We start from the raw sequence: 25517 nt of genomic DNA, 5'->3' as shown, positions 1-25517 counted from the left end.
GATGTGTCCGTTGCCGAGGTCGACCTGATCCTGCCCTGCCTGAACGAAGCCGCCGCGCTCCCCTGGGTGCTCGGGCGGCTGCCGGACGGCGTCCGGGCCGTTGTCGTGGACAACGGCTCCACCGACGGCTCGGCCGAGCTGGCCGCGCAGCTGGGCGCCACCGTGGTGCACTCGGCGCAGCGCGGGTACGGCGCGGCCTGCCACGCCGGGCTGGAGGCTGCCAAGGCCGACGTGGTGGCGTTCCTCGACGCCGACGCCTCACTGGATCCGCGGCAGCTGGTCAGGGTCACCGCACCCGTGCTGTCCGGGCGGATCGACCTGATGGTCGGGCGGCGGCGGCCGGTCTCGCGACAGGTCTGGCCGTGGCACCTGCGGCTGGCCAACGCGGAGCTGTCGCGACGCATCCGGCGGCGTACCGGCGTACAGCTGCACGACCTCGGGCCGATGCGGGCTGCTCGTCGGGAGGCCCTGCTGGAGCTGGGACTGGTCGACCGGCGGTCCGGCTACCCGCTGGAGACGGTGGTGAAGGCAGCCGACGCCGGCTGGCGGATAGCGGAGGTCGACGTGGACTACCTGCCCCGCTCGGGACGCTCCAAGGTCACCGGTACGCCGCTCGGCGCGGCGCGCGCGGTCAAGGACATGTCGAAGGTGCTGGCCCGGTGACCACGCTGATCGTGATCGCCAAGGAGCCGCAGCCCGGCAAGGTTAAGACGCGGCTGCAGTCCGAGTTCACACCGCAGGAGGCGGCGGCACTCGCCCGGGCCTCGCTCTCCGACACCCTGGCCGCTGTGAGCGCGACACCGGCCGACCGGTACGTCGTAGCGCTCGACGGCGAGCCCGGGTCGTGGCTGCCTGATCACTTCGCGGTGGTGCCGCAGCGGGGCGACGGGCTCGACGAGCGGCTGGCAGGCGCGTTCGAGGACGCGTACGACGGGACGCCGATGCTGCTGGTCGGGATGGACACGCCGCAGCTGACCCCTGAGCTGTTGAGCGCTGACTGGGATGGCCACGACGCCGTACTCGGGCTGACCGAGGATGGCGGCTACTGGTGTCTCGGGCTGCGCACACCTGACCGCTGGGCGCTGGTCGGCGTACCGATGTCGACTGATCACACCGGGCGCGACCAGCTGACGCGGCTGCAGGCGCTGGGCTACAGCGTGAAGGTGCTGCCGACGCTGCGGGACATGGACACTCCGGTGGATGCAGCGGTGATCGCTGCGGCGTACCCGGAGCTGCGGGTGTCGCGGCTGCACCGGAGGCTGCAGACGTCGGCCCACCCGGCGCTGCTGTTCGAGCGGGCGCTGGACGGAGTAGAGGTCGTTGCCACCGGCACTGACGGGCGGATGGTGCCTTCACTCAGCGAGATGGACCGCTGGAGCGCACCGGCCGACGAGACCGACCTGCTGGCGCTCAGCCGCTGCGAGGGGCCGGTGCTGGACATCGGCTGCGGGCCGGGGCGGATCGTGACGGCCCTTGCGGAGCAGGGTATTGCGGCGCTGGGCGTGGACATCTCCGAGCAAGCTGTCCGGCTGACGACGAAGCGCGGCGCACCAGCGCTGCTCCGGCCGGTCGAGTCGGCGCTTCCGGGTGAGGGGCGCTGGGGCAGTGTGCTGCTGATGGACGGCAACATCGGCATCGGCGGCCGCCCGGAGGCCTTGCTGCGGCGCTGCGCCGAGCTGATCCGCCCCGACGGCGTCGTACTGGTCGAGGTGGACCCCGACGACGACCTCGACGACACCCAGCCGATCGTCCTCCGCACCACCACCGGCCGCCGCTCCCACCCGCTCCCCTGGGCCCGCCTGGGCACCCGCGCCGTCCTCCGCCACGCCCAGACCGCCGGCCTCCACCCCACCGAGGACTGGAGAACACCGCACCGGGCCTTCCTCACCTTCCGGGCCTCATGAAGCCACGCGGTAGGTGTCAACCGAGCCAAGGACCGACCCTCGACCGGTGGCCGGTACTTGAGAGGTTGTGGCGGGTCGAGCTCCTCCTCTCCGTCTGCTGCAGTACGGCGGTGATCGTCACCGCCGTCCACGACTGGCACCCGAACGCCGTCCTGATCGGCAGCACCGCCCTGCTGCTCGTACTGATCTGGCGAGGCGGCACCAAGTCCACCTTGCTCCTGGTCGCCGGCGCCGCCCTGTGCCAGGTCCCCGCCCTCACCCACGCGCCGATCACCAGCACCGACGCCTACCGCTACGTCTGGGACGGCCGCGTCCAGCTCTCCGGCTCCTCGCCGTACACGCACGTCCCGCTCGACGACGCCCTCGCCGAGCTCCGCGACCCGGTCCTCTTCCCCGGCCTCACCCCCGCCGACCGCACGGGGATCACCGGCCCACCCCGCGCCGACGCCCCCTTCGACGACGACCCGCGCACCCGGATCAACCGCCCACAGGTCCCGACCATCTACCCACCCGTCGCCCAGGCCTACTTCACCGTCGTCGCGCTGCTCACCCCGTGGTCAGCGGGCACTTTCGGTCTCCAGTTCGCCGCGGCGGCGATCGCCGTCGCACTCACCTGGCTACTCGCCGTAGAGCTGAAGCGCCGCGACCGCGATCCACGCTGGGCAGCCCTGTGGGGTTGGTCACCGATCGTCGCCCTCGAAGCCGGCAGCTCGGCCCACGTCGACGTCCTCGCCGCGCTCCTGATCATCGCGGCGCTCACCCGCCGCCGCGCCTGGCTCGCCGGCGTCCTGCTCGGCGCGGCCGGCGCCGTCAAGCTCCTCCCGCTCCTGCTGCTCCCCGCGATCCCGCGCCTCCGCCCGAAATTCATTGCCCTAGGCACCTTCTTGGCCGGCTACCTCCCGCACCTCGCGGTCGCCGGCACCCTCGTGATCGGTTTCCTCCCCGGTTACCTGCGCCAGGAGGGCTTCTCCGACGGCAGCACCCGGTACGCGATTCTCGCGCTGGTACTGCCTCCTGAGCCCCGCCAACTGGTCGCCGTAGTCATCGCCGCCGCACTCGGGCTGCTGGCCCTTCGCCGCGGCCCGACCGCCGTCACCGCCTGCTGGCTGTACGGCGCGGCGCTGCTGCTCGCCACCCCGACGTACCCCTGGTACGGCCTTCCCCTGATCGCCCTGGCGGTGCTCGCAGCCCGCCCGGAATGGGTCGCCGTACCGATCGCCGCCTACCTCGCCTACGCCAGCGCCGGCCATGACGTCCGCCAAGGTCTGATCCACCTCGCGGCCTTGTTGATCGTCATCACTGCAACTACACTCCGTAGTCATCCGGCAGCACCAACCAGGTTGATTTCTGGCCGTGCCGCTCGGACACTGATCCGGGCGCCGTAGCCACGGAGCCTCGAAGGCTGCACCCGAAAGGCACCACCGTGACCGTGCGTATCGCTCTCGCGACCTCCGCCGAGCACCCGGACCTGCACGAGCACGACCTGCCGCTCGTCACCGCGCTGCGCTCCGCCGGCCTCGAGCCCGGCGTCGAGCTCTGGACCGACCCGTCGGTCGACTGGTCGGCGTACGACGCCGTGCTGCTGCGCTCGGTCTGGGACTACCACACCCGGTTCCTGGAGTTCACCGAGTGGCTGGCCCAGCTCGACAAGGCCGGCGTCCGGGTCCTCAACGACTCGAACGTGGTCCGCTGGAACGCCGACAAGTCCTACCTGCTCGAGCTGCGCGAACGCGGTGTCGCGATCGTCCCGTCGCAGGTCGCGGCCGGGGCCTGCCTGCGCGAGGTCGTCGGCGGCCTGTCCGGCCAGGAGGTGGTGATCAAGCCGACCGTGAGCGCGAGCGCGACGCACACCGTCCGCGGCGTCGCCGGCTCCGACGAGCTCAGCCGCGCGATGGACGACCTGCCCGACACGGTCTACCTGGTCCAGCCGTTCCAGCCGGAGATCCAGACCGCCGGCGAGTGGTCGCTGATGTTCTTCGGCGGCGTCTTCTCGCACGCGGTCGTGAAGCGGCCCAAGGCCGGCGACTACCGGGTCCAGAACGACTTCGGCGGCACCGTCGAGCTCACCGACCCGCCGGCCGTCGTGCTCGACGGCGCGACCGACGCCCTGACCGCCGCCCGCGCGACCGGTACGCCATACGCCCGCGTCGACGGCATCGTCGCCAACGGCCGCTTCCTCCTGATGGAGCTCGAACTGATCGAGCCCTACCTGTTCCTGCCCGAGCACCCGGCGGCGTACGAACTGCTGGCTCAGAGCACTGTGAGCGCTCTGAGCCAGTAGCGGCCGCCTAGACCGGGACGCGCTCGCGCGGCGGCAGGTCGGACTCGACGCCGTCGCCCGGGTCGTCGACCAGGTCACCCTGACGGACCGGGTCCTTCTCCGGGAGCAGGATGTCGCGGGAGACGACCAGCATCAGGTAGAGCGTGCCGGCCATCCGCAGTACGACGGAGAACCAGTAGATCTTGTCCGGTGCGTCCGGCGTACCAGGCGCCAGGAACTGGGCCAGGTGCAGCCAGACCATCATCCAGTAGAAGCACTCGCAGGCCTGCCAGATCAGCCAGTCCCTGAGCTTCGGCCGGGCCAGGGCGACCAGCGGCAGCAGCCAGAGCACGTACTGCGGTGAGTACACCTTGTTGATCAGCAGGAACGCCGCCACCACCAGGAACGCCAGCTGCGCGAACCGTGGCGGCTTCGGCGCCATCAGGCCGAGGATCGCGATCGACAGGCACAGCCCGGCGAAGATCACGATGTTCAGCTTGTTGACGTCGGCGACCTCGTGGTTGGCCAGCTTCAGCACGTACCAGATCGAGCCGTAGTCGCTCGCGCGTTCGTCGTTGAAGACCCAGAACGACATCCACTCGTTCTTGGCCAGCAGGTAGATCGGCGCGTTCACCAGACCCCACGCGACCACCGCGGCGACCGTCGCCTGGAACCACGGCCAGAGCTTGCGGCCGCGCAGACAGACGATCAGCAACGGGCCGAGCAGCAGGAACGGGTAGAACTTGGCCGCCGTCCCGAGACCGAGCAGGACGCCGAACCAGATCGGCTTCCCCCGCGACCAGGCCCACATCGCCCCAGCGGTCAGTACGACGGCGAACAGGTCCCAGTTGATCGTCGAGGTCAGCGCGAGCACCGGCGCCGCCGCGACGTACAGGGCGTCCAGCGGCTGCCCCCGAGCCGCACCCGGACGCGACGCGACCCCGCGAGCGGTCGCGACGGTCAGGCCGACCAGCAGCAGCGCGCAGACGAACAGCAGCGCGATGTTCACCACGAAGAACACCCCGGCGGTGTCGCGCTTCTGCTCGACCGTGACGTCGTGCTTCGGGTCGCCGGTGAACAGCCAGGTGATCTGCGCCGCGACCTCCATGAAGCCACCGGTCAGCACCGGGTACTCCAGGACCGGGTAGTTCCCGGTGTCCAGGAACGGCCGGTTGCCCTCGGCGAAACCGCGCTCCTGGTACAGGTAGCCGATGTCGGAGTAGCAGAGCGCCTTGAACGGCCGCCAGTCCTGCCGGTCCCAGCCCTTCTCCATGCACGGCGCCTTCTGCAGCACCCCGAGCGCGAAGGTGATCGTGCAGACCGCCAGCGCGATCCGCAGCGGCGTCCACCACGACGAGCTCAACCGGGCGAACCGCCCGGACGGGCCACCCAGACCGACCGTCAGGCCCGCGACGGCCGGATCGGTCTCCGACGGAGCCGGCCGGGCCTGCGCGTCCTGGGCGTCACGTGAGGTCACGGGGGACATCGTCTCCTATCGGATCGGCCGCCGGGCAGGCGGCGCCCGCCAGGTTACCCAGGAACCCCGCACCCATGCGCAACCGACACCGAGGCGTCCTGACGGCGACCCGATCCGTATCTAGGCTTGACCACCGACCGCCGCCAGAACGGGACCCCCGATGGGCGAACGCCGCGACCGCGAGTTCACCGAGTTCGTGCTGACCAGACAGTCCCGCCTGCTCGGCGCCGCCTACCTGCTCTGCGGCGACCTGCACGCCGCCGAGGATCTGGTCCAGACCGCGCTCACCAAGCTGTACGTCGCCTGGCCGCGCGTCCAGCGCTCCGGCAGCGAGGACGCCTACGTCCGCCGGATCCTGGTGAACGCCTCCATCGACTCCAGCCGCCGCGCCTGGCGCCGCGAACGCAGTACGGCCGAACTGCCCGAGGTCGTCGAGCCCCCGGACTTCGCCCTCGAGGACCGCGACGAACTGGTCGCCGCCCTGGCCCGACTGGCCCCGAAACAACGCCGCATCGTGGTCCTGCGCTACTGGATGGGCCTCCCCATCGAGGACGTCGCCGCCGACCTGCAGGTCACCGCCAGCACGGTCAAGAGCCAGAGCGCCAAGGCCCTCAACAACCTCCGAGCCCACCTGTCCCCCGCGTTGCTGCCGGAGGAATGCTGATGAACGACGAAGACCTGATCACCCGCCTCGCCGCCAGCGCCGACCGCACCAACCACCTCGGCTTCGACCCCGACACCCTGATCACCGCCGGCCGCCGCCGCATCCGTCACCGCTGGCTCGCCACCGCCGCTGTGACGTTGACGATGGCCGCCGCGATCGTCTTCACGGGATTCCGGGTGATGACCGCACAGCTTGATGCACCGGCCGCAGGGCTCGACTCAACGATCCAGGTCAAACTCCCCGAGAACCTTCCGACCATGGACGTCACAACGCGGTACGTGTGGATGCTGAAGGCCTACATGGACCCTGGCGCCGAATGGCAGCCTCACGTGCGGGGGGCGTTCGCCACCGGCTCACAAACCAACGTGATCACCTGGAGAGGGGGTGGCACCGCCGCTCTTCGCGTTGTTCTTCCCGGGACCGGAATGCCTGCCTACGGATGGAGCCCGGTCGATGACCCCACCCGATGCTCGATGTACGACGAGCCGGTCGTCTTCAGCTCCTGCGAGGTGCTCCTGAAGGACGGCAGGGAGATCCGAGTCGGGCGGCGCGGGGACGACACGTTGTTTGCGAGCACCGTCCGCCCCGACGGAATGCTGGCGGAGGTTCAAGTGGTCGGCAGAAAGGTGGAGCTGGTCAGGCTGACCAGTTTGATCATCGATCCACGTCTCCCGAAGCCTCAATGAGCCGCCGCGTGTGCTCCAAGATCGTCGTCACCGGCCGCCCGGTCACCAGCTCCCCGTCCTCCACGAACCCCTCCTCGCGGCCCGTCAGATCCTGGATCAACCGCCCCCGCCACAACGCCCGCAGCTCCGGCGCCTCACCGACCAGGTTGTGCAGCTCCCCCGGATCAGCGACCAGATCGAACAGCTGCTCAACCCCCTTCGCCGACCCCCACACGTACTTCACCCGGCCATCAGTCACCCACTGCAGCGACTGATCCCAGTACACGTGCTCCCCGTGCAGCCACTCCCGCACCTCCGGAGCCTCACCCCGCACGAACCCCGCCAGCGACTTCCCGTCCACCGACTCCGGAATCGGCAACCCCGCGAGATCCAGCAGCGTAGGCATCACGTCCCGCAGCTCGACCACCTGATCCACCACGGCACCCCGCACAGCGGACGCATCCGACCGAGAACCAGCAACGATGAACGGCACCTTCGCCGACCCCTCGTACGGCACCGATTTCCGGAACATCCGGTGGTCGCCCATCATCTCGCCGTGGTCGGAGGTGAAGGCGATCACCGTGTCCTCCAGCAGCCCGAACTCCGCCAGCGACTCCCGGATCCGGTTCACCTGCAGGTCGATCTGCGCCATCAGCCCGTAGTACCCGGCGCGGGCCCGGTGCACGACCCGGTTCGGCAGCTCACCGATCGCGGCCTGGTAGTCCCCGTCCTGCCGGAACTCGTCCCAGTCGCTCTCCCAGTCCCCGAGCACCTGCTGGTACGCCGGCAGCGCGTCGTACTGCTCGAACGCCCAGCGCGGCGGGTCGTACGGCGGGTGCGGCCGGTGGAACGACAGGTACAGGAAGAACGGCTTGGTCGGGTCCCGCCGGTACATCCACTCGACGGCCTGGGTCCCGATCCAGTGCGTCGGGTGCAGCTCCTCGGCCTTGTCCCACGGCCGGGCGACGACCGAGTTGCAGTTCACCCCGTGGTCGAAGTAGTCCGCGTCAGGGCTCACCCCGGGCTGGCGCCGCAGCCAGGGCACGTAGTCGTCGAAGAACCCGAAGTCGCGTCGCTGCGTCCGCCGCGCGTAGTGCAGGAACCCGTCGTGCAGGACGACGTCGTCGAAGCCGAGCCGCGCCCGCTCGGGCCAGACGTGCATCTTCCCGATCGCCTGCGTGTGGTACCCGGCCTTCTTGAACTCGCCCTGCACGGTCACCGAGTGCGCGGCCTCGAACGGCACGCCCTCCTGGTACCCGACCCGGCCGTGCGCCTCCTGCGACTGCCCGGTGAACAACGCGACCCGCGCAGGCACACACGTGGGCGTCGCCGAGTACCCGTTGCTGAAGCGCACGCCGGACCGGGCCAGCTCGTCCAGGTGCGGCGTCTCGACGTACGGGTGGCCGGCGCAGGACAGCGCGTCGCCGCGCCACTCGTCGACGCAGATCAGGACGACGTTCGGCCGGCTCATCGGGTCGACTCCCGGACGATCAGCTGCCAGGGGAAGTCGAACACCTTGCCCGGGGCCCCTTCCCGGTCGGTCAGCCGGCCGACCAGGATGTCGGCCAGCGCCTCGTTGAAGCCGACCGGCCCGACCGTGGACAGCGACGGGTCGAGGTGCTCGCCGTCGGGGGTGTTGCCGACGCCGATCACCGCGACGTCCCCCGGTACGTCGAGCCGCAGCCGGTGCGCGGCGCGGACCGCGGCGATCGCCGCGAAGTCCGTCGTACAGAACAGGGCGGTCGGCCGGTCGTCCTTGGTGAGCAGGGACATCGCGGCCCGGTAGGCGCTCTCGGGGTGTCGCTCGAAGACCACGACGTCGTCCTCTCGGTAGGGGAGCCCGGCGGCCGCCAGGCCTTCGACGTACGCGCGGAAGCGGGTCAGCCGGTGGTTCTCGGAGGTGAGCGCGCCGATCCGGGTGTGCCGCTGGAGCAGGTGCTCCATCGCGAGGTGGCAGGTCGGCTCGGCGCCGGAGCGGATCACGTCGAAGCCGCGCGGCTCGAGCACCTCGCTGAACGCGACGATCTGGACGCCGCGGTCGGCGAACCGTTCCAGCTCGGCGACCACCTCGGGCTCGGGGTCGACGTTGTCGATGAAGATCACGTCCGGGGTCCGGTTGGCCAGCAGGGTCCGCCAGTCGCCGTCGGCGACGATCAGCGCGGTCTTGCCGAGCGGTGTGACGCGCTCGTTGACGGTCGCCGCGACCGCCTGCGACCACGGGTCGGCGAGCACGGTCAGCGAGAGCAGCACCAGGTCGGACTTGCCGGTCCGGATCGCCCGAGCCGCGTCGTTGCGCCGGTAGCCGAGCCGGGTCGCGACGTCGCGGACCCGGTCGGCCGTGGTCGCCGAGATGGTCCGGCCCCGCTCGTGCCCGGACAGTACGTACGAGACGGTCGCGATCGAGACCCCGGCCTCGGCCGCGACGGTCCGCAAAGTCGGTCGGTCGGACATGAAGGACATTGTCTCCTAGCCCTTCACCGCACCCGTGATCACACCCTTGGTGAAGTGTCGCTGCAGGAACGGGTAGACCATCGCGATCGGGACCAGCGCGACCACGACGACCGCCATCTGCAGCGACTGCGGCTGCGGCAGCGGTTCGACGCCGAGCTGGTCGGCCGACAGCGACTTGCCCTGCAGCACGTAGGTCCGCAGGATCACCTGGACCGGCCACTTCGAGGTGTCGTTGAGGTAGAGCAGCGCGTTGAAGAAGGCGTTCCAGAAGCCGACCGCGTAGAACAGCCCGACCACCGCGATCACCGCCTTCGACAGCGGCATCACCACCTTGCGCAGGATGGTGAAGTCGCTGGCGCCGTCGATCCGGGCGCTCTCCAGCAGCTCGCCGGGCACGTTCATGAAGAACGTCCGCAGCACGATGAAGTTGAACGCCCCGAGCGCGCCGGGCAGGATCAGCGACCACAGGCTGTCGATCAGCCCGAGCTGCTTGACCACCAGGAACATCGGGATGATGCCGGGCGCGAACAGCAGCGTGAACAGCACCATCAGCAGCACCGGCCGGCCGAACAGCACCGGCCGCGAGGTCGCGTAGGCGAGCGCGATCGTGGTCGCCAGCGCGACCGCCGTACCGACGATCGTGACGAACAGGCTGACCCCGATCGCGCGCGCCATCAGGCCGCCGCTGAACAGCGTCTCGTACGCCTTCACCGTCGGGTGCGCCGGCCAGAGCACGTACCCGCCGGCGTCGATGATGTCCTGGTCGCTGGCCAGCGAGGTCGAGATCACCACCATGATCGGCACGATGATCGCGACCGCGAACCCGCCCAGGACCAGCGTCTTCACCGACTGGTACAGCGGCGACGGCCGCTCCTTCCAGATCGGGCGCGCGCTCATTCGGCTCCTCGTTTCTGGAAGATGCCCGGCTCGCCGAGCCGGTGCGCGATCGTGTTCGCACCCCAGAGCAGCAATGCGCTGATCACGCCCTTGGCCAGACCGGCCGCGGCACCGCTGCTCCAGTCGCCACCGACCACTCCGGCGTAGTACGTGAAGGTGTCGAGCACTTCCGCGGCGCCCGGTCCGACCGAGTCGCGCTGCAGGATGAACTGCTCGAAACCGACGCTCAGCACGTCACCGATCCGCAGGATCAGCAGCAGCACGATGACGGTCCGCATCGACGGCAGCGTGATGTGCCACAGCCGCCGCCAGCGCCCAGCGCCGTCCGCGGCCGCGGCCTCGTACAGGGCGACGTCGACGCTGGTCAGCGCGGCCAGGAAGATGATCATCGCCCAGCCCGCGTCCTTCCAGACCAGCTGCGCGACGACGAGCAGCGGGAAGGTGTCCGGGTTCGTCATGAACGGGATCGGGTCGAGCCCGGCCTGCCGGAGCAGGTTGTTGACGAACCCGGCGCCACCGAGCGACTGCTGGAACAGCGCGATCACCAGCACCCAGGACAGGAAGTGCGGGAGGTAGGCAACGGTCTGGAAGGCGCGCCGGATCCGGTTGCTGACCAGCGAGTCGACGATCAGCGCGAGCGCCAGCGGCACCGGGAAGAACAGCACCAGCTGGGCCAGCGCGAGGATCAGGGTGTTGCGCAGCGCGTCCCAGAAGTCGGGGTTGGCGTACAGGTTGACGAAGTTCTGTACGCCGTTCCACTCGCTGTGCATGATCCCGAGGTACGGCTGGAAGTCCTGGAAGGCGACCACGTTGCCGATCACCGGCAGGTAGAAGAACACCAGCAGGAACAGCACGCCCGGAACCATCAGCAGCACCATCTGCCAGTCGCGGCGCCAGCGGACGGCGAACGGCAGGTTGTCCGACCGCCGCATCAGGACCCCGTGACCGGTACGCCGGCCGGCAGCACGGCCTCGAACTCGCCGCGCATCTTGTCACCGCCACCGGACTTCCAGCGCTTCAGCGCCTCGTCGTACGCGCCGATCTTCTGCCGCCCGGTGACGATGTCGACGATCGTGTCCCGGAACGCCTCGGTCAGCTTCGGCCCGACCTTGCTGCTGGTGTCGGAGTAGGTCCCGGCGGTCGGGTTGCGCATCGCGAACTTCAGCAGCTGCTGTTCCGTGGCATGGATCTTGCGAGTGTCGTCCGGGTACGCCGGGTTGAAGATCACGCTCTCCGGCGCGGTCATGATCTGCAGCGCGCTGACCAGACCCGGCGCCTGCTGCGTCCCGGCCTTGGTCAGCACCGGGTTCTTCTGCGCGTCGAGCTGGTACTGCTCGCCGGCCGTACCGAAGTTCTTCTGCAGGAACTCCTTGGTGCCGAACGGCGCCGACAGGTAGTTGACCAGCGCCAGCAGCTCGCGGATCCGGCCCTCGTCGGTCTTCTTGAACGGCGTGAACCCGACCGTGCCGTAGCCCATGTCGTAGACCGGCTTGGCCTTGCCGTCGTGGCCGAACGGGATCAGCGTGTCGACGAACAGCGTCGGGTCGAGCGCCCGGAAGTCCGAGGTCGCGCGCGGGCCGACGGTGACCTGGGCGGCGATCTGGCCGTTCACGGTCTTCGGCGTCGCGTCGGCCAGGTTGAGGTCGGGGTAGAAGACCTTCGCGGCCCACAGCTTGGCGGCGTACTCGACGGCGGCCTTGTAGTTGTCGGTCTCGTACAGGTGGGTCAGCGACCGGTCGGAGTTGACCCGCCAGCCGTTCGGGGCGCCGAACCACTCGCCGAACATGTGCAGCATGTTCACGATCGCGGGCTCGAGCGCGTAGTTGGTGCCGCTGGTCAGCTCCTTGCACTTGCCGAAGAACTCCTCGGCGCTCGTGCACTGCAGACCGCCGACCTTCGCCCAGGTCTTCGGGTTGCCCATCATCACCTGGCCGAACGGCGTCGACGGGATCGGGGCGCCCCAGATCTTGCCGTTCACGACCGCGGTCCGCCACGAGGCCGGCTTCAGCGCGGCCAGGTTCGGGTACTCCAGCACGGCGTCACCGGACAGGTACTTGGTCAGGTCCTGGAACTTCGCCTCCAGCATCGGCCCGACGTTCGGGATGCCCTGGTTCGGCGGCAGCCACATCAGGTCCGGCAGCGAGTCGCCGGCCAGCAGGGTGGCGAACTTCTCCGGGTAGCCCGGGTCGGTGCCGATGGTGAGCTTCAGTTCGCCGCCGAGCGCGCGGTTCAGCGCCTGCCACATCGGGTTACTGCCCATCGGGGGCGGCGGCGTCGCGAACGTCTCGGTGAGCGCGGTCACCGCGCTCTTGAGCGGCGGCGACTGGACGCTGGCGATCGCGTTCTCCGGGAACTTCAGGAAGCCCGGTTCGAGCCCGGACTCGGCGCCCGGCAGCTCCGGCGTCAGCCCGCCGAACGGCTTGTACGTCGGCAGCGCGACGTCTCCGGACGCCTTCGCGCCGCCCGCCTGCGCACCCCCGTCGCCGCAGGCGGAGGCGAACGCCACCGCGCCCACCGCGGCCGCGCTCAGCCCGAGGAACCGTCGCCGATCCAACCTGCGTTCCGCCGTACCCGACATGACCTGCCTCCTCGGTGACTGTTTCTGATCTTTTCGACGCCAAACGCTCAGAAAAAATCAGTTAAACGTTAACTCGGAGACCGTAGACCGCCGACCGAGGTCGGCGCAAGAGATCAGTCGGCCAGAAGTGACAGCGCGTCCGGGACCGAGTCGGTCACCGGGAAGCCCGTTGCCTGCAGCGCCGTCCGGGACATCGCACCGGTCGTCACCAGCACGCACTGCGCCCCGACAGCCTTCGCCGCGTTGGCGTCGTCGACGACGTCACCGATCAGTACGACGTCCGCCGGCTCCAGTTGCTGCGCCTCGAGGTGCAGCGCCAGGTGCTCGGCCTTCGAGCCGCCGCCGACCGCGCCCTGCAGCCCGTCGACGCGCTGGAAGAGCTCGGTCAGCCCGAACCCGTCGATCGTCGGGACCAGCTGCGCGTGGAACCACATCGACAGCAGCGACTGCGTCCGGCCCGACGCACCCCACGTCCGCAGCCCGTCCGGTACGCCGATCGCCAGCCCGCACGTGTGCAGCAGCAGGTCGTACCGGTCGTGGTAGAGCTTGTCGACCCGCGCCCAGTCCTCGTCGTCGAGCTCGCGACCGAGGATCTTCTCGTACGACAGCTTCATCGGGCGGGCGTACACCTCACGCCACTCGTCCCAGGTCAGCACGGGCCGGCCGAAACCGGTGCAGACCTCGTTGACCGCGGCAAGCACCGCGGCGTTGTCGTCGAGCAGCGTGCCGTTCCAGTCCCAGACGATGTGGGACGCCCTGAGCCTCATCACGCCGGTAACCCTAGAAGGCCCGCGCTGAGCGCGGGCCTTCCGGGGTTGGCGTTCCTAGCCCTGGCGGGCCTTGACGCGCGGGTCGCGGCGGTTGATCACGAAGACGCGACCACGCCGCCGAACCACCTGTGCGCCGGGGCGCGACTTCAGTGCCCTGAGCGAGTTCCTGACCTTCATCCGTGGCTCCTTTCGTCCTGCTGCTGACAGAACACGGAAGGAGCCCGTGGTGTTCCCGGGGGTGTGAGATCGCGGCGGGTGGGCACCGAGTGGTCAGGTAATTCAACGACCCGCGGGTAGTTCAATTACTCAGGTCGCGCGCGTTGTGCGAACCAGCGCGCGCGACCGACTTCCATCATCGCCCATCCGCCGTTCTCTTCCACGCTCGTCGCTGTCCGCGCATGGGTGGTCACCGTCGCGGGTACCTGACGAGTCACACGGGGACCCGGGAGGCGACGATGCGGATCGCGAATCGGTACCAGCTGGAGGCGGTGCTCGGTCGGGGCGGGATGGGTGAGGTCTGGCGGGCCACCGACGAGCTGCTCGGCCGCCCGGTCGCGATCAAGCTGCTGCCCCCGGAGCACTCCGACGCCCGGGCGATGGAACGCTTCCGCCGCGAGGCGCACGCCGGCGCGGTGGTGAACAACCCGCACGTGATCGGCGTCCACGACTTCGGCCCGTACGGCGACAGCTGCTACCTGGTGATGGAGCTCGTCGACGGCAACAACCTCGCCGCCGAGCTGCGCCGCAAGGGCTCGTTCGACCCGTCGTCGGCCGCCTGGATCGCCGCCCAGGTCGCCGAGGGCCTCGCCGCGGCCCATTCCGAAGGCGTCGTGCACCGCGACATCAAACCCGGCAACCTGCTGATCACCGCCGACCGCACGGTGAAGATCGCCGACTTCGGCATCGCCCGCTTCGTCGCCGACACCGCCGCCGACGACACCCCACCCGGCCACGTCCTCGGCACCAGCTACTACCTCGCCCCCGAACGCGCCAGCGCCCAACCGTCCGGCCCCGCCGCCGACGTCTACTCCCTCGGCTGCGTCCTCTACCAACTCCTCACCGGCGACCCACCCTTCGTCGCCGACACCCCCACCGGCGTCCTCCGCCGCCACGTCCACGAGTGCCCCGCCCAGCCCGACCAGGTCCACCGCAACTTCCGCCGCTACCTGCTCCGCATGCTCGCCAAGAACCCCACCGACCGCCCCAACGCCGCCGACGTCGCCACCTGGTGCTGGCACACGTACCTGAAGTACCCGCACCGCAAGCCCCGCCGCATCCCCCTCCCCACTACCCCCGCGGCCGACACAGCCCAGGCAACGGCATTCACCCTCTGACCCGTCGGCCCGGGGACTTCGGGCCGGCCGATCTCCCAGCGATCCGGCGCCGGCTCCGCCACGATGGGGCCATGACGCACCCCACGACCGAGGGCTGGCTCGACCCCGAGCAAGTCGGTCCATTCATCGAGCACCTGTCCGGCTGGATCGGCTACGCCTTCGACCTCACCGACTGGACCGCATTCGAGCACGGCCTCCCCCGCACCGACTTGGAGGACAACCGCTGGTTCGAGTACCCGCTCGCCGGCACTCCCGAACTGACCGTGCGCGCGGCGTACGACGCCAACTCGGGCCACGTCACCCTGGAGCTGACGGGTGCGATCGATCCGGTCCTCGCCGCCCGCATCGAGACCGCCTTCGAGCTGCTCTCCCGCGGCCCGAACCGCAAGTGGCCGCTCCCCCTCGACCTGTAGTGCGCGGCTAGTTGCCCTCCACCAAGTCCGCGCAGATGCTCCAGGTCGCGCGCCTGATCAGCTCCGCCGTCTCGGCGTCCAGTCCCTTCACCGGCACCTCGATCCCTTCCGGGCTCTCCCCCAGCAGCGCGACCAGGAACACGCACGCCGCCAGGTAGCTCCCCGCCGGCGCCGGGTGGCTGTTGTCGCGATCGTGCAGCACCGGTTCGTCGTACGTCGCCAAGAAGCGTTCCCACACCAGCCCAACCGGGATCAGCGTCGCGCCGGTCTCGGCTGCTGCTTCGGCGTACGCCGTCGTCAGCGCGGTCTGGGCCTCGGGCTGGTTGCGGCGGGCCCACGTCAGGTAGAGCGCCGTCCGCGCGCCCGCCGCCTCGATCGCCGCGTGGAAGTCGCGCACGCTCTCGCGCATCCGCGCCGGGCTCTTCACCGGCAGCGTGCTCTGCTCCTGCAGCACCACCACGTCGTACGCGCCGGACGCGATCTCGGCGAGCGCCTTCCCCGCGTTCAGGTGCTGCCGCAACGACGCACCACCCGCGGAGATCAGCCGATGTTCCACGGAGATCCCCCGCGTCGCCGCCATCGCGGCGAGCGTCCCGGGCAGGTTGTTGCGCGAGGTGAAGCTGTTGCCGACGTACAGGATCCGCATCCGCCGACGGTACTGGACGCAAGGGCTTGTCTCCCGATTCCCGCCGTAGCGAGCAGGTGCTCGGTGCGGTAGCTCGGAGTGCTGGAGGGAAGCCCTCGATGTTTTTCCATCGTGGGCTTTTCTCCAGTGCTCCGAGATGCCGTGCCGAGTGCCGCGCAGTAGGCGGGAATCGGGAGACAAGCCCTAGGGGCTCGGCCTGGCCGTCACGGGGGGAACGGCCAGGTCGAGCCGGAAGGAAGGTATCGATTCCAGCAGGGATTCGGCAAGCCCCTGAGAGAAATCGACCCCGTTCGGTCACCTAAAGGACGGTCGAGGGCTCAGCCGCAGTGCTGAGTCTTCTCTTCGGGGGTCATCACAGCGGTCTTCTTCGTGATCAATCCAGGGGCGTCCTTGACCGGTCCGACCGCCTCGAACTCCTGGTACCAGATGTAGTGGTCGTAGTACCGGTCCGGGAAGTGCATCTCGTACTGGCCCTTGACCCGGTTCATCTCGGTGGCGCGCTCGACCCAGCCCTTCTCGCCGGGCTTCACGTCGATGCTGTCGTCCTGGCCGACCGTGCTCGAGCTCTCCCAGGTGTGCTGGTACGACGTCTCGATCGACACCTTGAACACGTCCGAGAACCCGTACTCCGCCGACAGCGAGACCCCGAAGCTGTTCGACTCACCGGTCGTCTCGGACCACTTGACCGTCGAGCGCTGCAGGTCGGCCGTGCAGTTGAAGACCGTGTCCCCGACCTGGTGCACGTCACCGCGGAACGTCTCCGGCGGCCCGTACGGGTGGAACACGCAGCTGTCGGTCCCGTTGTTGCACTTGTCCAGCAGCTCCCGCCCGGTCGGGCCGTCCGCGGCGTACGCCGAGCCGGCGGTCAGGGTGGTGGCGGCCGCGAGGAACGCGGCACCGGTCAGGGCGATCACTCGTTTCGACATGGTTCTCTACTTCCTCACTTGTGGTGGTTGGGGCGAAACCGTCGCAGGGGAAGGGGAATCTCAGCTGAAGCCGACCGAGTCGGTGCGGTCGTCCATGAACTCGCCGATCCAGCCGGTGTTGGCGGTGAAGGGCCCGTCCCGGTCGCCGGTCAGGTTGGCGTCGGGGTAGAGCCAGATCTTGCAGCTGGCCCAGGGCTGGACGGAGCTGATCCGGTTGAACCAGTCACCGGGGAAGGTGAACTCGTAGTTGATCACTCCGTCGGAGCCGTCGCAGAGTCCCGCGCCAGTGACGGTGAAGGACGCGCCACCGAAGTCGCGGTTGTCGAAGAACGTTCCTTGAATGACCTCACCAGCAGCATCCCGACTCGCGCTGATCCTGGAGTTCAGTGCTGCCTTCTCAGCAGCGTTCGGTACTCCGGCCGGCGCCGTCGTCACCGCGCGGTGCGTCGCCTTGCTGATCGCCTCGGTGAACGTCCCGAAGCACTGCTGGGCGCCGGTCGTCCTGCTCCCCACGCAGTGCTGCCCGGACGGCGGCGCCGCGGATTCTGCGGACGGGACGGACAGCAGTCCGGTGATCCCCAAGGTGGCGACTCCGGCCAGGGCGGTTGCCTTGCGCATCTGAATCAACTCCAACGTCGGCGGACACTCGACGCAGCATGTGCCCGCTCTCACGCCGTCCCAGACAGCTCATCTGAGCGCCGATTAGTTGCCTCATCACCCTTTTTCGACGACTTCACGCGGGAGACAACGCTTTCCGATCACCCGTGCCTTTTTGCACACGTAAGGTGACCGCAACGTCACCGAGATGTGCGGAACCGTTTGCGCAAACGATTCCCTTCACTCCGCCAGCTCTACTGCTCAGACCCGCGCCGGCCACCAGAACCGATCCCCGAGCAGGAAAGCCAGCGCCGGTACGACGACCGTCCGCACCAGCAACGTGTCCAGCAGCACCCCCACGCAGACGATCACCCCGACCTGCGTCAGCGTGATCAACGGCAGCACCCCGAGCACCGCAAACACAGCCGCCAGCAACAACCCCGCGCTCGTGATCACCCCACCCGTCACCGCCAACGCGACCCGCATCCCCTCCCGAGTCCCTCGCGTCGCCGCCTCCTCGCGCGCCCGCGTACTGAGGAAGATGTTGTAGTCCACCCCGAGCGCCACCAGGAACAGGAACGACAACAGCACCACCGACCCATCGAGCGCCGGGAACCCGAAGACGTGGTCGAACACCAACCAGCTCAGCCCGAAACTCGCAAAGAACGACACCACGACGGTCAGCAGCAGAAGCAGCGGCGCCAGCGCCGACCGCAGTACGGCGACCAGAACCACACCCACGAGCAGCAGCACCAGCGGAATCACGACCAACTGGTCCCGCCGATCCGCCTCACGAAGATCCAGACTCTCCGCCGCCCCACCACCCACCAGCACATCGGTGCCAACGGCATCGAGTTCGGTCCGCAGCCCCTCGACGGTCGCGAACGACTCCGCACTCCCCGGCTCCGACGTCAGCACCACGTCGTACTGCGCGAGCTCGGCCGTCCGCGCTCCCGCCCGCACGGAGGCGACCCCGTCGACCCCCTTCGCGACCCGCGTGATCTCGGCGGCATCACCGGGCGACCCCAGTACGACGACCGGCTCGGTCGTCCCCGCCGGGAACGCGGCCGCGAGCACCTTCGCCCCCTGCACCGACTCGGGCTCAACCCGGAACTGCTCGTTCTGCGCCAGCCCGGTCCGTACGCCGAACGTCCCCGCTGCGAACCCCGCGAGCAGTAGCGCCGCCGCCACGAGCACCGGTACCGGCCGCCGCGCGACCATCCCGCCGAGCCGCCCCCACACCTTGCCGTCCCGCGCCGCGTCGCCGACCCGCGGCACAAACGGCCAGAAGATCCCGCGCCCACAAACCGCCAGCGCGGCCGGAAGCACCACGAGCCCGGCGAGCATCGCCAGCGCGATCCCGATGATGCAGGTGACCGCGATCCCGCGCAGCGTCTCGGTGCTCGCGAGCAGCAGCACCGCGAGCGCGCCGATCACCGTGCCACCACTCGCCAGCACGGGCTCGGCAACTCGCCGTACGGCGGTGCGCAAAGCCTCCAGCGCATCCTCCGTGCCACGCAGTTGCTCGCGATAGCGCGCGATCAGCAGCAGTGCGTAGTCCGTCGTCGCGCCGAAGACCAGCACGCTGGTGATGCCGGTGACCTGCCCGCCACCCGGCAGACCGAGCGCCGCGAGCGCCTGCTCCGACAGCGCGGTCGTCACCTGCTCGGTCAGCGCGACGACGATCAACGGAACGAGCACGAGCCCAGGACTGCGATACGTCAGGAGCAGCAGTACGGCGACAACTGCCGCGGTCACGATCAGCAGCCGCACGTCCGCGCCGTCGAACACCCGGGTCAGGTCGGTCGTGAACGCGGGCGGCCCGGTCACCTGCGCCTCGACACCTTCGGGCAGTTGCTCCCGGACCTCCGCCCGCAGCTCGTCGACCTGCCGCTCGGTCCCCGCCTCGTCCGCGGCGGGCAGCGGCCGGATCACCAGCGCGACCTGACCGTTCTCGGCGAACTGCGGCGGCGGTCCCGCCTTGGCGAACTGCCGGATCGCACTCTGATCCCCCGCACTCAGCCGGCCGTCACCACCCCGGCTGAACACGATCAACGCGGTCGACTCGTCGGCCTTCGGCAGCTTCTCCCGCAACTGCTCGACCTGCGCCGACTCGGCGCTGGTCGACAGCCCGGTCGCCGACCGCGGCTCGGCCGGAGTGGCCGTCGGCAACAGCAGCGCCAGGACGGCGACGCCGAGTCCGCCGAGCACCACCAGCGCGGCAGCCCGGCGGGAGCGGAGGACAGAACGGACACCTGGCACAGTGACTCCAGACAGTTCGACGGGAAATCTTGAGAATCAAGTATCTTGATAATCAAGACAATAGGAGGTGCGGGTGACTGCGCGCAAGCCGCCGGAGGGCGGACGCGACGAGCTGGTCCGGCTGGTGCAGACCTTCGTGGCCGAGGGACAACGGATCGGCCATGCCTTCGCGCACCGGCACGGGGTGCACGGGACCGACATCGAGGCGCTGATCCGCGTCCTGGTCGCCGGCGACGGCGGCCGCCCGCTGACCGCCGGCGAACTGGCCGCCGAGCTCGGCCTCACCACCGGCGCGGTGACGACGCTGCTCGACCGGCTCGAACGGGCCGGTCATGTCCGCCGTGAGCGCGACGAACGCGACCGGCGGCGGGTCAACCTGCACTACGGCGACGCGGGCCTGGAGCTGGCGCAGCAGTTCTTCGGCCCGCTCGGCGACCTGCACCGCTCGGTCACCAGTGACTTCACTCCCGAAGAGCTGGCTGTCGTACGCCGGTACCTGAGCGCAACGATCGATGCCTTCCGCACCTACCGGACCCAGCTGGACTCCTAAGCGGGCAAGGTCCCCCGGATGATGCTGTCCAGCGAGTGCGCCGGATTGCCGTCATCGGGTTCGAGCGACACATCCACGATCCGGTACCCCTGCGCCGGCAGGTCCCCCGGCACCTGGAACGTCCCGTCGTGCCCACCCGCGAGCACCCCGAGCGACACCATCCGCTTCCCGTCCTCGTTGATCAGCCACACCTCGAAGTACCCGCTCCCAGCGGCCAGCCCCGACGCCGAGACCCGCAGCTGCTGCTCACCACCGGACCGCACCAACCCCGCCGTACCGCTCCCGGACTTCCCGGCCAAGGGTGCCAGCTGTACGACGGTCGCCGGCTCCTCGTCCTGCCCGACCAGCAACGTCCCGCCGATCCCGACACCGATCCCCAGCACCGCAGCAACACTGGCCGCCAGCACAACCGACCACCGGCCACGCCGCCGTACCGGCGTGGCCCCGGCGAGCCCGAGCTCGGCACTCACCCGCTCCCACACCTCAGCCGGCGGCGCCTCGATCCGCGGCAGCTCGCCACCGGCCAGCTCCCGCAGCTCCTCCAGACTGCCCGCGCACTCGGCACAGTCGCGAAGGTGGTCGGCAGCCTCGCCGGAGGGCGCGACCCGCTCGAACGCCCACGCGGCCAGCTGCTCGTCGTCAAGATGCGTCGTCACCCTTCACCTCCTTCAACCGGTCCCGCAGCTGCAGCAGCCCGCGGCGGACATGACTCTTGACCGTGCCCAACGGTAGGCCGAGCCGGTCCGCGATCTGCGCGTACGTCCGGTCTTCGTAGAAGGCGAGCCGGAGGATGGTTCGGCGCGGCTCGTCGATCCGGTCCAGCTCGTCGGCGATCACCACGCGGTCGACCAGCACCTGGTCGTGCCCGGGCTCGGCCTCCCGCTCGACCAGGCTCTCGGCCGCGACCTGGTTCCGCTGGGCGCGGTACCGCTCGGCGAGCCGGTCCGCGATCCGGTGCCGCGCGACCCCGGCGAGCCAGGCGCCGAGCTCACCGGCGCCCGGATCGAAGCTGCCGCGGCCGCGCCACGCCGAGACGAACACCTGCTGGGTGACGTCCTCGGCGTCGGCGCGGTCGCCGAGCGCGCGCAGGCAGAGCGTGAAGACCAGCCCCGACCAGCGCCGGTAGGCGTCGGCAAGGCTGTCCTCCCGGCCGTCCGCGAACCCCTTCGCGATCTCGGCCGGCGCAGGCCCGGACTCCACGCCGCTCACGAGCGGCACTCTAACCGCCGGAGCCCGGTCTCGGTCAGTGCGCAGCCGCGGCGACTCACTGCGGCGATGCGCTGACGACGAGGTTGTCGCGGTACCCACCGCCCTTCGCGTCGTACGGTCCGCCGCAGGTGACGAGGTGGAGCCGGCGGGCGCCGGTGCGCGCGAAGAGGTCACCGACAGCCAGCTCCCGCTTGTCGACATCGCGCACTCCTTCCACCCGGTACGTCGTCGTCGAACCGCCGGCGCGCACCTCGATCACCGCACCCTGCCGCAGCTTGCGCAGCTTCACCAGCGGCCCGACGCCGTACTCGCGGCTGTCCAGGTGCCCGCCGAGCACGACCGAGCCCTCGCGGTCCCCGGGCGCCGGCCCGAACTTGTACCAGCCGACGACGGCGGGGTCCTTCGGCAGCTCCATCTGCCCGTCCGCGGCCACCCCGACCGCCCGGACCGGAAGGTCCAGGCCGATCGAGGCGATCGCCACCCGCTCGGGCGCCGGTACAGGTTTCGGCGCCGGCGTCTGCTCCGGCTCCGGCTCCGGCTCCGGCTCCGGTACGACGGTTGCTGATGGCAACGGATTTGCGGGAGGTTCTGTTGCTGTTGGCGCGCTGCTACCGCATCCACTCACCAGCAGCAGCAGACCAACGATCACCCAGTTCCTCACGACCGAGCGCGCACCACTGTCACACCGGCACCGACCACCAGCGCCCCGGCCAGCAGCCCGATCCACACCGGCATCCCGCCGTCCTGCTGCGCGGCCTGACCACCGGTCCCGCCGGGCACCCCGCTCGGGTTGCCGTGCAGCCCGGAGATGCTCTGCACCGCGAGCTTCAGGTTCTTCCCGCTCGCACTCCCCCACGCGTACACGATGGTGTTCGTGCCCTCCTTCAGGTTCACGTCGGCCGGCCCGATCGCGACCGTCGACGTACCGGCGAGCACGACATCCGCCTTGACGGTCCCGGCCGGCAGATCGGCCTTGACCTCCTTCGGATTGGTCAGCCCCTCGAAGACCGGCTTGCCACCAGCCCGTACGTCGACCGCCGGCGCAGCCGCGGTGTGCCGCACGGTCAGCCGCGCCTTGCCCGCGGCGAGCTTCGAGGTGTCGTTCACGAACGGCGTCAGCACCGGCTTGCCGGCCGCGTTCAGGTGCGCGACGACGGTGACGTTCGCCCCACCCGGTACGGCGACGTCGTTGGCCTGGATGACCGCCGCACCGCCCGCGCCGGCCCCGGCCGCGGTGACCTTCAGGTCGTACTCGCCCTCCGGCAGCTTCAGCGGGTCGGTCAGCGTGCCCGGCTTGAAGTCGGTGAGCAGCGCCTTGCCGTTGGCGTACACGTCGACGGTCGCGCCCGGCACGCCGTGCAGCACCGACACGGTCGCGTCGGCGGTCGGCCGGGCCTGCGCGCCGGTCGCGGCCGCGAGGGGCAGCGCCGCGGCGAGCAGCCCGGCCGCGGTCAGAGCGGTGATACGTCGTACAGACATGGAACCCTCCTGGTCCGGTGTTCTGGTTCCTGTCTGTTCCGGCCCGGACCGCGCGGCGGATGCACCGGGTGCGGCGCCGAACTTATGCAAAACTGGCGCGGTGGGATCCTGGTGACGAGTCGGCGACCGAAGGAGACACCATGGGCCTGAGCCTCAGCAGCATCGTCCCCGCGCCGCGCGACGAGGTCTTCGCCTGGCACCAGCGGCCCGGGGCGATCGAGCGGCTGACGCCCCCGTGGATGCCGGTCCGGATCAAGCAGGAGACCGACGACCTGGGCGCGGGGCAGGCCGTGCTCGGCTTCCCGTTCGGCATCGACTGGGTCGCCCAGCACTCCGACCTGGAGGCGCCCGACCACTTCGTCGACGAGCTCACCTCGGCGCCGCTGCGCTGGGCGGTGAACTGGAAGCACACCCACTCGTTCGATGCTGTGGGCAACGACCAGACCCGGGTCACGGACCGGATCGACAGCAACGTGCCCGGCTTCCTGCTCCGCTCGATGCTCGCCTACCGGCACCAGCAACTCGCCGACGACCTCGCCGCCCTGCGCCGCGTGCCGGGCTTCAAGCCGCTGACCGTCGCGGTCACCGGTACGCACGGCACGGTGGGCCGCGGACTCGTCGCTCTGCTCGGTACGGCGGGGCACACGGTCGTGAAGCTGGTCCGCGGCGAGCCGTCGAGCCCTTCCGAGCGCCGATGGAACCCTGACCACCCGGCCGACGACCTGCTGGACGGTATCGACGCCGTCGTACACCTTGCGGGTGCGCCGATCGGCGGCCGGTTCACCGACGCACACCGGCACGCGATCGTCGAGTCCCGGATCGGCCCGACGCGTGAGCTCGCGACGCTGGCCGCCACGAGCGACCCGCGGGTCTTCGTCTGCGCCTCAGCGATCGGCTGGTACGGCGCCGACCGCGGCGACGAGCTCCTCACCGAGCACAGCGAGCGCGGCACCGGCTTCCTCGCCGACCTGGTCGAGAACTGGGAGCGCGCGACCGACCCGGCCCGCGACGCCGGGCTGCGCGTCGTGAACATCCGCACCGGGCTCGTGCAGACCCCGGCCGGCGGCATCCTCCGGCTCCAGTACCCGATGTTCGCCGCCGGGCTCGGCGGACCGCTGGCCGGCGGCAAGCAGTGGCAGCCGTGGATCGGCGTCGACGATCTGCTCGACGTCTACCACCGGGCGCTGCTGGACGACGAGCTGTCCGGGCCGGTCAACGGCGTCGGGCCTGATCCGGTCCGCAACCGCGACTACACGCGCGTGCTGGCTCATGTGCTGCACCGGCCGGCGCTGTTCCGGGTTCCGTCGATCGGCCCGCGCATCCTGCTCGGCCCGGAAGGCGCGAAGGAGCTGGCCGAGGCCTCGCAGCGGGTGGTGCCCGCTGTGCTCGACCGCCTCGGGCACACCTTCCGCTACCCCAAGCTCGACGGCGCGCTGCGTCACCTGCTCGGACGCAACTCCACCGCGGACAGCGCTCCCAGCACCTGACGGATGCCGGCGATCTCGAGTCCGGCCTCGGCCGCCAGCGCGGCATACTCCGCCTCAGTGCGCTCGCCGGCGCCGAAGACGGCGTACATCAGCAGGTCCGAGGCCACGTCGGCGGCGTTGTCCGCGACGCCGTTCACTCGCTCGACCACGACGATCGGCCGGTCGCCCGCGGCGGCGGCCAGCCGCTTGAGGACAGCAACGGTCTCGGCGTCCGCCCAGTTGTGCAGCACCTGCACGATCAGGTAGAGATCGCCGCCCGCGGGGAGCTCCTCGAAGAAGCTCTGCGCGGCCAGCGTGACGCGATCCCTGACACCTCGTTCGGTCAACAGACTCGCTGCCCGGGCCGCGGTCGACGGCAACTCCACCAGCGTCGCGGAGGTCTCGGGCCGGGCCTCGAGGATCGCCGCCAGCAGCGCGCCGGTCCCGCCGCCGACGTCGACGACGTGCTCGGTCGTCAACCCGAGCAGCTCGACCAGCTTGGTCGTCCAGTGCCCCGACCACTCGGCGAGCTGCCCGTCGAACGACGCCACGAGCCGCTCGTCCTCGCCGAGGTCGTCGTAGAACGCCTTCCCGCGCGCGGCCTCGTAGCCGGACCCGCCGGAGCGGATCGCCTGCAGGAGCCCGGGCCACGCGTCGTCCACCCGGGCGTACCCGTTGGCGTGGTCGAGGCGAGCCCGCACCGCGTCCTCCAGCAGCACCCAGCCGCGCTCGCCCAGGCCGACCTCGTCGTTGTGGAGAGTGAAGAAGCCGTCGAGCACCCGGACCAGCTTCCGCAGCCCGGCCGGCTGAGCGCCGACGGCCTCGGCCAGCGCCTCGACCGGCCTGGGTCCGCCGGCCACCTGCTCGGCCAGGCCGAGCGACACCGCCGCGCGGACGGCGTACGGGGTGGTGAGGTCGGTGATCCGGTGCAGTTCCTGCAGGGCGCGCTCGGTCTCGGCGGGGTTCATC

At 70.1% G+C, this 25517-nt stretch carries 27 protein-coding genes; 10 read left to right on the top strand and 17 right to left on the bottom strand.

Annotated features, from left to right (window positions below):
- The first annotated feature begins 3 nt into the window (after positions 1 to 3).
- From AB0M01_RS12375 to AB0M01_RS12360, 4 genes are all read left to right on the top strand, one after another.
- Entirely contained in the window at positions 4 to 663 is a 660-nt protein-coding gene (locus AB0M01_RS12375) for a glycosyltransferase family 2 protein (RefSeq protein WP_363668502.1), read from the top strand.
- Positions 660 to 1904 carry a DUF2064 domain-containing protein gene (locus tag AB0M01_RS12370; RefSeq protein ID WP_363668500.1) on the top strand — a complete coding sequence of 415 codons (1245 nt, stop codon included), beginning with the start codon at positions 660 to 662 and terminating at the stop codon, positions 1902 to 1904. Before AB0M01_RS12375 ends, AB0M01_RS12370 begins: the two co-directional genes overlap by 4 nt.
- A gap of 110 nt (positions 1905 to 2014) precedes the next feature.
- A complete protein-coding gene (locus AB0M01_RS12365) occupies positions 2015 to 3289 on the top strand; it encodes a glycosyltransferase 87 family protein (protein WP_363668498.1) in 1275 nt (424 codons plus the stop codon).
- A gap of 38 nt (positions 3290 to 3327) precedes the next feature.
- Positions 3328 to 4185: a hypothetical protein gene (locus AB0M01_RS12360; RefSeq protein WP_363668496.1), complete on the top strand. Its 858-nt coding sequence runs from the start codon at positions 3328 to 3330 to the stop codon at positions 4183 to 4185.
- Between the two features lie 7 nt (positions 4186 to 4192).
- Here AB0M01_RS12360 and AB0M01_RS12355 read toward each other — a convergent pair whose 3' ends face one another.
- Positions 4193 to 5650 (bottom strand): glycosyltransferase 87 family protein, encoded by a 1458-nt coding sequence (locus tag AB0M01_RS12355; protein WP_363668494.1) that lies wholly within the window; start codon positions 5648 to 5650, stop codon positions 4193 to 4195.
- Positions 5651 to 5801: 151 nt separating this feature from the next.
- Here AB0M01_RS12355 and AB0M01_RS12350 point away from each other — a divergent pair, with 151 nt between their 5' ends.
- Together AB0M01_RS12350 and AB0M01_RS12345 are read left to right on the top strand one after the other, a co-directional pair.
- On the top strand, positions 5802 to 6305 hold the full coding sequence (locus tag AB0M01_RS12350; RefSeq protein WP_363668492.1) for a SigE family RNA polymerase sigma factor: 504 nt from the start codon (positions 5802 to 5804) through the stop codon (positions 6303 to 6305).
- Entirely contained in the window at positions 6305 to 6991 is a 687-nt protein-coding gene (locus AB0M01_RS12345) for a hypothetical protein (protein WP_363668490.1), read from the top strand. Before AB0M01_RS12350 ends, AB0M01_RS12345 begins: the two co-directional genes overlap by 1 nt.
- On the opposite strand, the gene AB0M01_RS12340 is transcribed toward AB0M01_RS12345, so the two are convergent.
- The 7 genes from AB0M01_RS12340 to ykgO all read right to left on the bottom strand — a co-directional run bounded on the left by AB0M01_RS12340 (position 6960) and on the right by ykgO (position 13843).
- Entirely contained in the window at positions 6960 to 8441 is a 1482-nt protein-coding gene (locus tag AB0M01_RS12340; RefSeq protein WP_363668488.1) for an arylsulfatase, read from the bottom strand. The genes AB0M01_RS12345 and AB0M01_RS12340 overlap by 32 nt on opposite strands.
- The gene (locus tag AB0M01_RS12335; RefSeq protein ID WP_363668486.1) at positions 8438 to 9421 is read right to left on the bottom strand and encodes a LacI family DNA-binding transcriptional regulator; all 984 of its coding nucleotides are present in this window, start codon (positions 9419 to 9421) and stop codon (positions 8438 to 8440) included. Before AB0M01_RS12335 ends, AB0M01_RS12340 begins: the two co-directional genes overlap by 4 nt.
- A 15-nt stretch (positions 9422 to 9436) precedes the next feature.
- Positions 9437 to 10318 (bottom strand): carbohydrate ABC transporter permease, encoded by an 882-nt coding sequence (locus AB0M01_RS12330; protein ID WP_363668484.1) that lies wholly within the window; start codon positions 10316 to 10318, stop codon positions 9437 to 9439.
- On the bottom strand, positions 10315 to 11250 hold the full coding sequence (locus AB0M01_RS12325; protein WP_363668482.1) for an ABC transporter permease subunit: 936 nt from the start codon (positions 11248 to 11250) through the stop codon (positions 10315 to 10317). The genes AB0M01_RS12330 and AB0M01_RS12325 overlap by 4 nt, the downstream gene beginning before the upstream one ends.
- A complete protein-coding gene (locus AB0M01_RS12320; RefSeq protein WP_363668480.1) occupies positions 11250 to 12896 on the bottom strand; it encodes a sugar ABC transporter substrate-binding protein in 1647 nt (548 codons plus the stop codon). Before AB0M01_RS12320 ends, AB0M01_RS12325 begins: the two co-directional genes overlap by 1 nt.
- Before the next feature lie 113 nt (positions 12897 to 13009).
- Positions 13010 to 13663, bottom strand: coding sequence for an HAD family hydrolase (locus tag AB0M01_RS12315; RefSeq protein WP_363669450.1), 654 nt, complete (start codon positions 13661 to 13663; stop codon positions 13010 to 13012).
- Between the two features lie 57 nt (positions 13664 to 13720).
- Entirely contained in the window at positions 13721 to 13843 is a 123-nt protein-coding gene (gene ykgO / locus AB0M01_RS12310) for a type B 50S ribosomal protein L36 (RefSeq protein ID WP_363668478.1), read from the bottom strand.
- Positions 13844 to 14121: 278 nt separating this feature from the next.
- On the opposite strand from ykgO, the gene AB0M01_RS12305 reads away from it, so the two are divergent.
- Entirely contained in the window at positions 14122 to 15000 is an 879-nt protein-coding gene (locus AB0M01_RS12305; protein ID WP_363668476.1) for a serine/threonine-protein kinase, read from the top strand.
- Between the two features lie 71 nt (positions 15001 to 15071).
- Positions 15072 to 15413: a hypothetical protein gene (locus AB0M01_RS12300; RefSeq protein WP_363668474.1), complete on the top strand. Its 342-nt coding sequence runs from the start codon at positions 15072 to 15074 to the stop codon at positions 15411 to 15413.
- Positions 15414 to 15420: 7 nt separating this feature from the next.
- Here the strand turns inward: AB0M01_RS12300 and AB0M01_RS12295 are convergent, their stop codons facing one another.
- From AB0M01_RS12295 to AB0M01_RS12280, 4 genes are all read right to left on the bottom strand, one after another.
- Positions 15421 to 16059 carry a hypothetical protein gene (locus AB0M01_RS12295; protein WP_363668472.1) on the bottom strand — a complete coding sequence of 213 codons (639 nt, stop codon included), beginning with the start codon at positions 16057 to 16059 and terminating at the stop codon, positions 15421 to 15423.
- 317 nt (positions 16060 to 16376) lie between these two features.
- A complete protein-coding gene (locus tag AB0M01_RS12290; RefSeq protein ID WP_363668470.1) occupies positions 16377 to 16985 on the bottom strand; it encodes a hypothetical protein in 609 nt (202 codons plus the stop codon).
- A gap of 60 nt (positions 16986 to 17045) precedes the next feature.
- Positions 17046 to 17603, bottom strand: coding sequence for a hypothetical protein (locus AB0M01_RS12285; RefSeq protein WP_363668468.1), 558 nt, complete (start codon positions 17601 to 17603; stop codon positions 17046 to 17048).
- 240 nt (positions 17604 to 17843) lie between these two features.
- The gene (locus AB0M01_RS12280; protein ID WP_363668466.1) at positions 17844 to 19844 is read right to left on the bottom strand and encodes an MMPL family transporter; all 2001 of its coding nucleotides are present in this window, start codon (positions 19842 to 19844) and stop codon (positions 17844 to 17846) included.
- 73 nt (positions 19845 to 19917) lie between these two features.
- On the opposite strand from AB0M01_RS12280, the gene AB0M01_RS12275 reads away from it, so the two are divergent.
- A complete protein-coding gene (locus AB0M01_RS12275) occupies positions 19918 to 20394 on the top strand; it encodes a MarR family winged helix-turn-helix transcriptional regulator (RefSeq protein WP_363668464.1) in 477 nt (158 codons plus the stop codon).
- Here the strand turns inward: AB0M01_RS12275 and AB0M01_RS12270 are convergent.
- From AB0M01_RS12270 to AB0M01_RS12255, 4 genes are all read right to left on the bottom strand, one after another.
- A complete protein-coding gene (locus tag AB0M01_RS12270) occupies positions 20391 to 21050 on the bottom strand; it encodes an anti-sigma factor (protein ID WP_363668462.1) in 660 nt (219 codons plus the stop codon). The genes AB0M01_RS12275 and AB0M01_RS12270 overlap by 4 nt on opposite strands.
- Positions 21034 to 21603, bottom strand: a complete 570-nt coding sequence (locus tag AB0M01_RS12265) for a sigma-70 family RNA polymerase sigma factor (RefSeq protein WP_363668460.1) — start codon at positions 21601 to 21603, stop codon at positions 21034 to 21036. The genes AB0M01_RS12270 and AB0M01_RS12265 overlap by 17 nt, the downstream gene beginning before the upstream one ends.
- Positions 21604 to 21658: 55 nt before the next feature.
- Positions 21659 to 22174 carry a class F sortase gene (locus tag AB0M01_RS12260; RefSeq protein WP_363668458.1) on the bottom strand — a complete coding sequence of 172 codons (516 nt, stop codon included), beginning with the start codon at positions 22172 to 22174 and terminating at the stop codon, positions 21659 to 21661.
- 86 nt (positions 22175 to 22260) lie between these two features.
- Positions 22261 to 23082: a DUF4397 domain-containing protein gene (locus AB0M01_RS12255; protein WP_363668456.1), complete on the bottom strand. Its 822-nt coding sequence runs from the start codon at positions 23080 to 23082 to the stop codon at positions 22261 to 22263.
- Between the two features lie 140 nt (positions 23083 to 23222).
- Between AB0M01_RS12255 and AB0M01_RS12250 the strand changes: the two genes are divergently transcribed.
- Complete coding sequence (locus AB0M01_RS12250) at positions 23223 to 24569, top strand: TIGR01777 family oxidoreductase (protein WP_363668454.1); 1347 nt, start codon at positions 23223 to 23225, stop codon at positions 24567 to 24569.
- Here AB0M01_RS12250 and AB0M01_RS12245 read toward each other — a convergent pair.
- Entirely contained in the window at positions 24521 to 25516 is a 996-nt protein-coding gene (locus AB0M01_RS12245; protein WP_363668452.1) for a methyltransferase, read from the bottom strand. The two genes, AB0M01_RS12250 and AB0M01_RS12245, sit on opposite strands and share 49 nt — an antisense overlap.
- Between the last annotated feature and the right edge of the window lies 1 nt (position 25517).

Origin of the sequence: Kribbella sp. NPDC051770 (genome assembly GCF_040681455.1) — a bacterium.
GTDB lineage: Bacteria > Actinomycetota > Actinomycetes > Propionibacteriales > Kribbellaceae > Kribbella.
Note: the sequence above shows the minus strand (reverse complement) of the source record. Positions and strands in the feature narration are given on the sequence as shown.

What these genes read in the sequence shown, in the direction of transcription:
- AB0M01_RS12355 (WP_363668494.1), bottom strand. Translation starts at nt 5,650, where the DNA reads ATGTCCCCCGTGACCTCACGTGACGCCCAGGACGCGCAGGCCCGGCCG.
- AB0M01_RS12350 (WP_363668492.1), top strand. Translation starts at nt 5,802, where the DNA reads ATGGGCGAACGCCGCGACCGCGAGTTCACCGAGTTCGTGCTGACCAGA.
- AB0M01_RS12345 (WP_363668490.1), top strand. Translation starts at nt 6,305, where the DNA reads ATGAACGACGAAGACCTGATCACCCGCCTCGCCGCCAGCGCCGACCGC.
- AB0M01_RS12340 (WP_363668488.1), bottom strand. Translation starts at nt 8,441, where the DNA reads ATGAGCCGGCCGAACGTCGTCCTGATCTGCGTCGACGAGTGGCGCGGC.
- AB0M01_RS12335 (WP_363668486.1), bottom strand. Translation starts at nt 9,421, where the DNA reads ATGTCCGACCGACCGACTTTGCGGACCGTCGCGGCCGAGGCCGGGGTC.
- AB0M01_RS12330 (WP_363668484.1), bottom strand. Translation starts at nt 10,318, where the DNA reads ATGAGCGCGCGCCCGATCTGGAAGGAGCGGCCGTCGCCGCTGTACCAG.
- AB0M01_RS12325 (WP_363668482.1), bottom strand. Translation starts at nt 11,250, where the DNA reads ATGCGGCGGTCGGACAACCTGCCGTTCGCCGTCCGCTGGCGCCGCGAC.
- AB0M01_RS12320 (WP_363668480.1), bottom strand. Translation starts at nt 12,896, where the DNA reads ATGTCGGGTACGGCGGAACGCAGGTTGGATCGGCGACGGTTCCTCGGG.
- AB0M01_RS12315 (WP_363669450.1), bottom strand. Translation starts at nt 13,663, where the DNA reads ATGAGGCTCAGGGCGTCCCACATCGTCTGGGACTGGAACGGCACGCTG.
- ykgO (WP_363668478.1), bottom strand. Translation starts at nt 13,843, where the DNA reads ATGAAGGTCAGGAACTCGCTCAGGGCACTGAAGTCGCGCCCCGGCGCA.
- AB0M01_RS12305 (WP_363668476.1), top strand. Translation starts at nt 14,122, where the DNA reads ATGCGGATCGCGAATCGGTACCAGCTGGAGGCGGTGCTCGGTCGGGGC.
- AB0M01_RS12300 (WP_363668474.1), top strand. Translation starts at nt 15,072, where the DNA reads ATGACGCACCCCACGACCGAGGGCTGGCTCGACCCCGAGCAAGTCGGT.
- AB0M01_RS12295 (WP_363668472.1), bottom strand. Translation starts at nt 16,059, where the DNA reads ATGCGGATCCTGTACGTCGGCAACAGCTTCACCTCGCGCAACAACCTG.
- AB0M01_RS12290 (WP_363668470.1), bottom strand. Translation starts at nt 16,985, where the DNA reads ATGTCGAAACGAGTGATCGCCCTGACCGGTGCCGCGTTCCTCGCGGCC.
- AB0M01_RS12285 (WP_363668468.1), bottom strand. Translation starts at nt 17,603, where the DNA reads ATGCGCAAGGCAACCGCCCTGGCCGGAGTCGCCACCTTGGGGATCACC.
- AB0M01_RS12255 (WP_363668456.1), bottom strand. Translation starts at nt 23,082, where the DNA reads ATGTCTGTACGACGTATCACCGCTCTGACCGCGGCCGGGCTGCTCGCC.
- AB0M01_RS12250 (WP_363668454.1), top strand. Translation starts at nt 23,223, where the DNA reads ATGGGCCTGAGCCTCAGCAGCATCGTCCCCGCGCCGCGCGACGAGGTC.
- AB0M01_RS12245 (WP_363668452.1), bottom strand. Translation starts at nt 25,516, where the DNA reads ATGAACCCCGCCGAGACCGAGCGCGCCCTGCAGGAACTGCACCGGATC.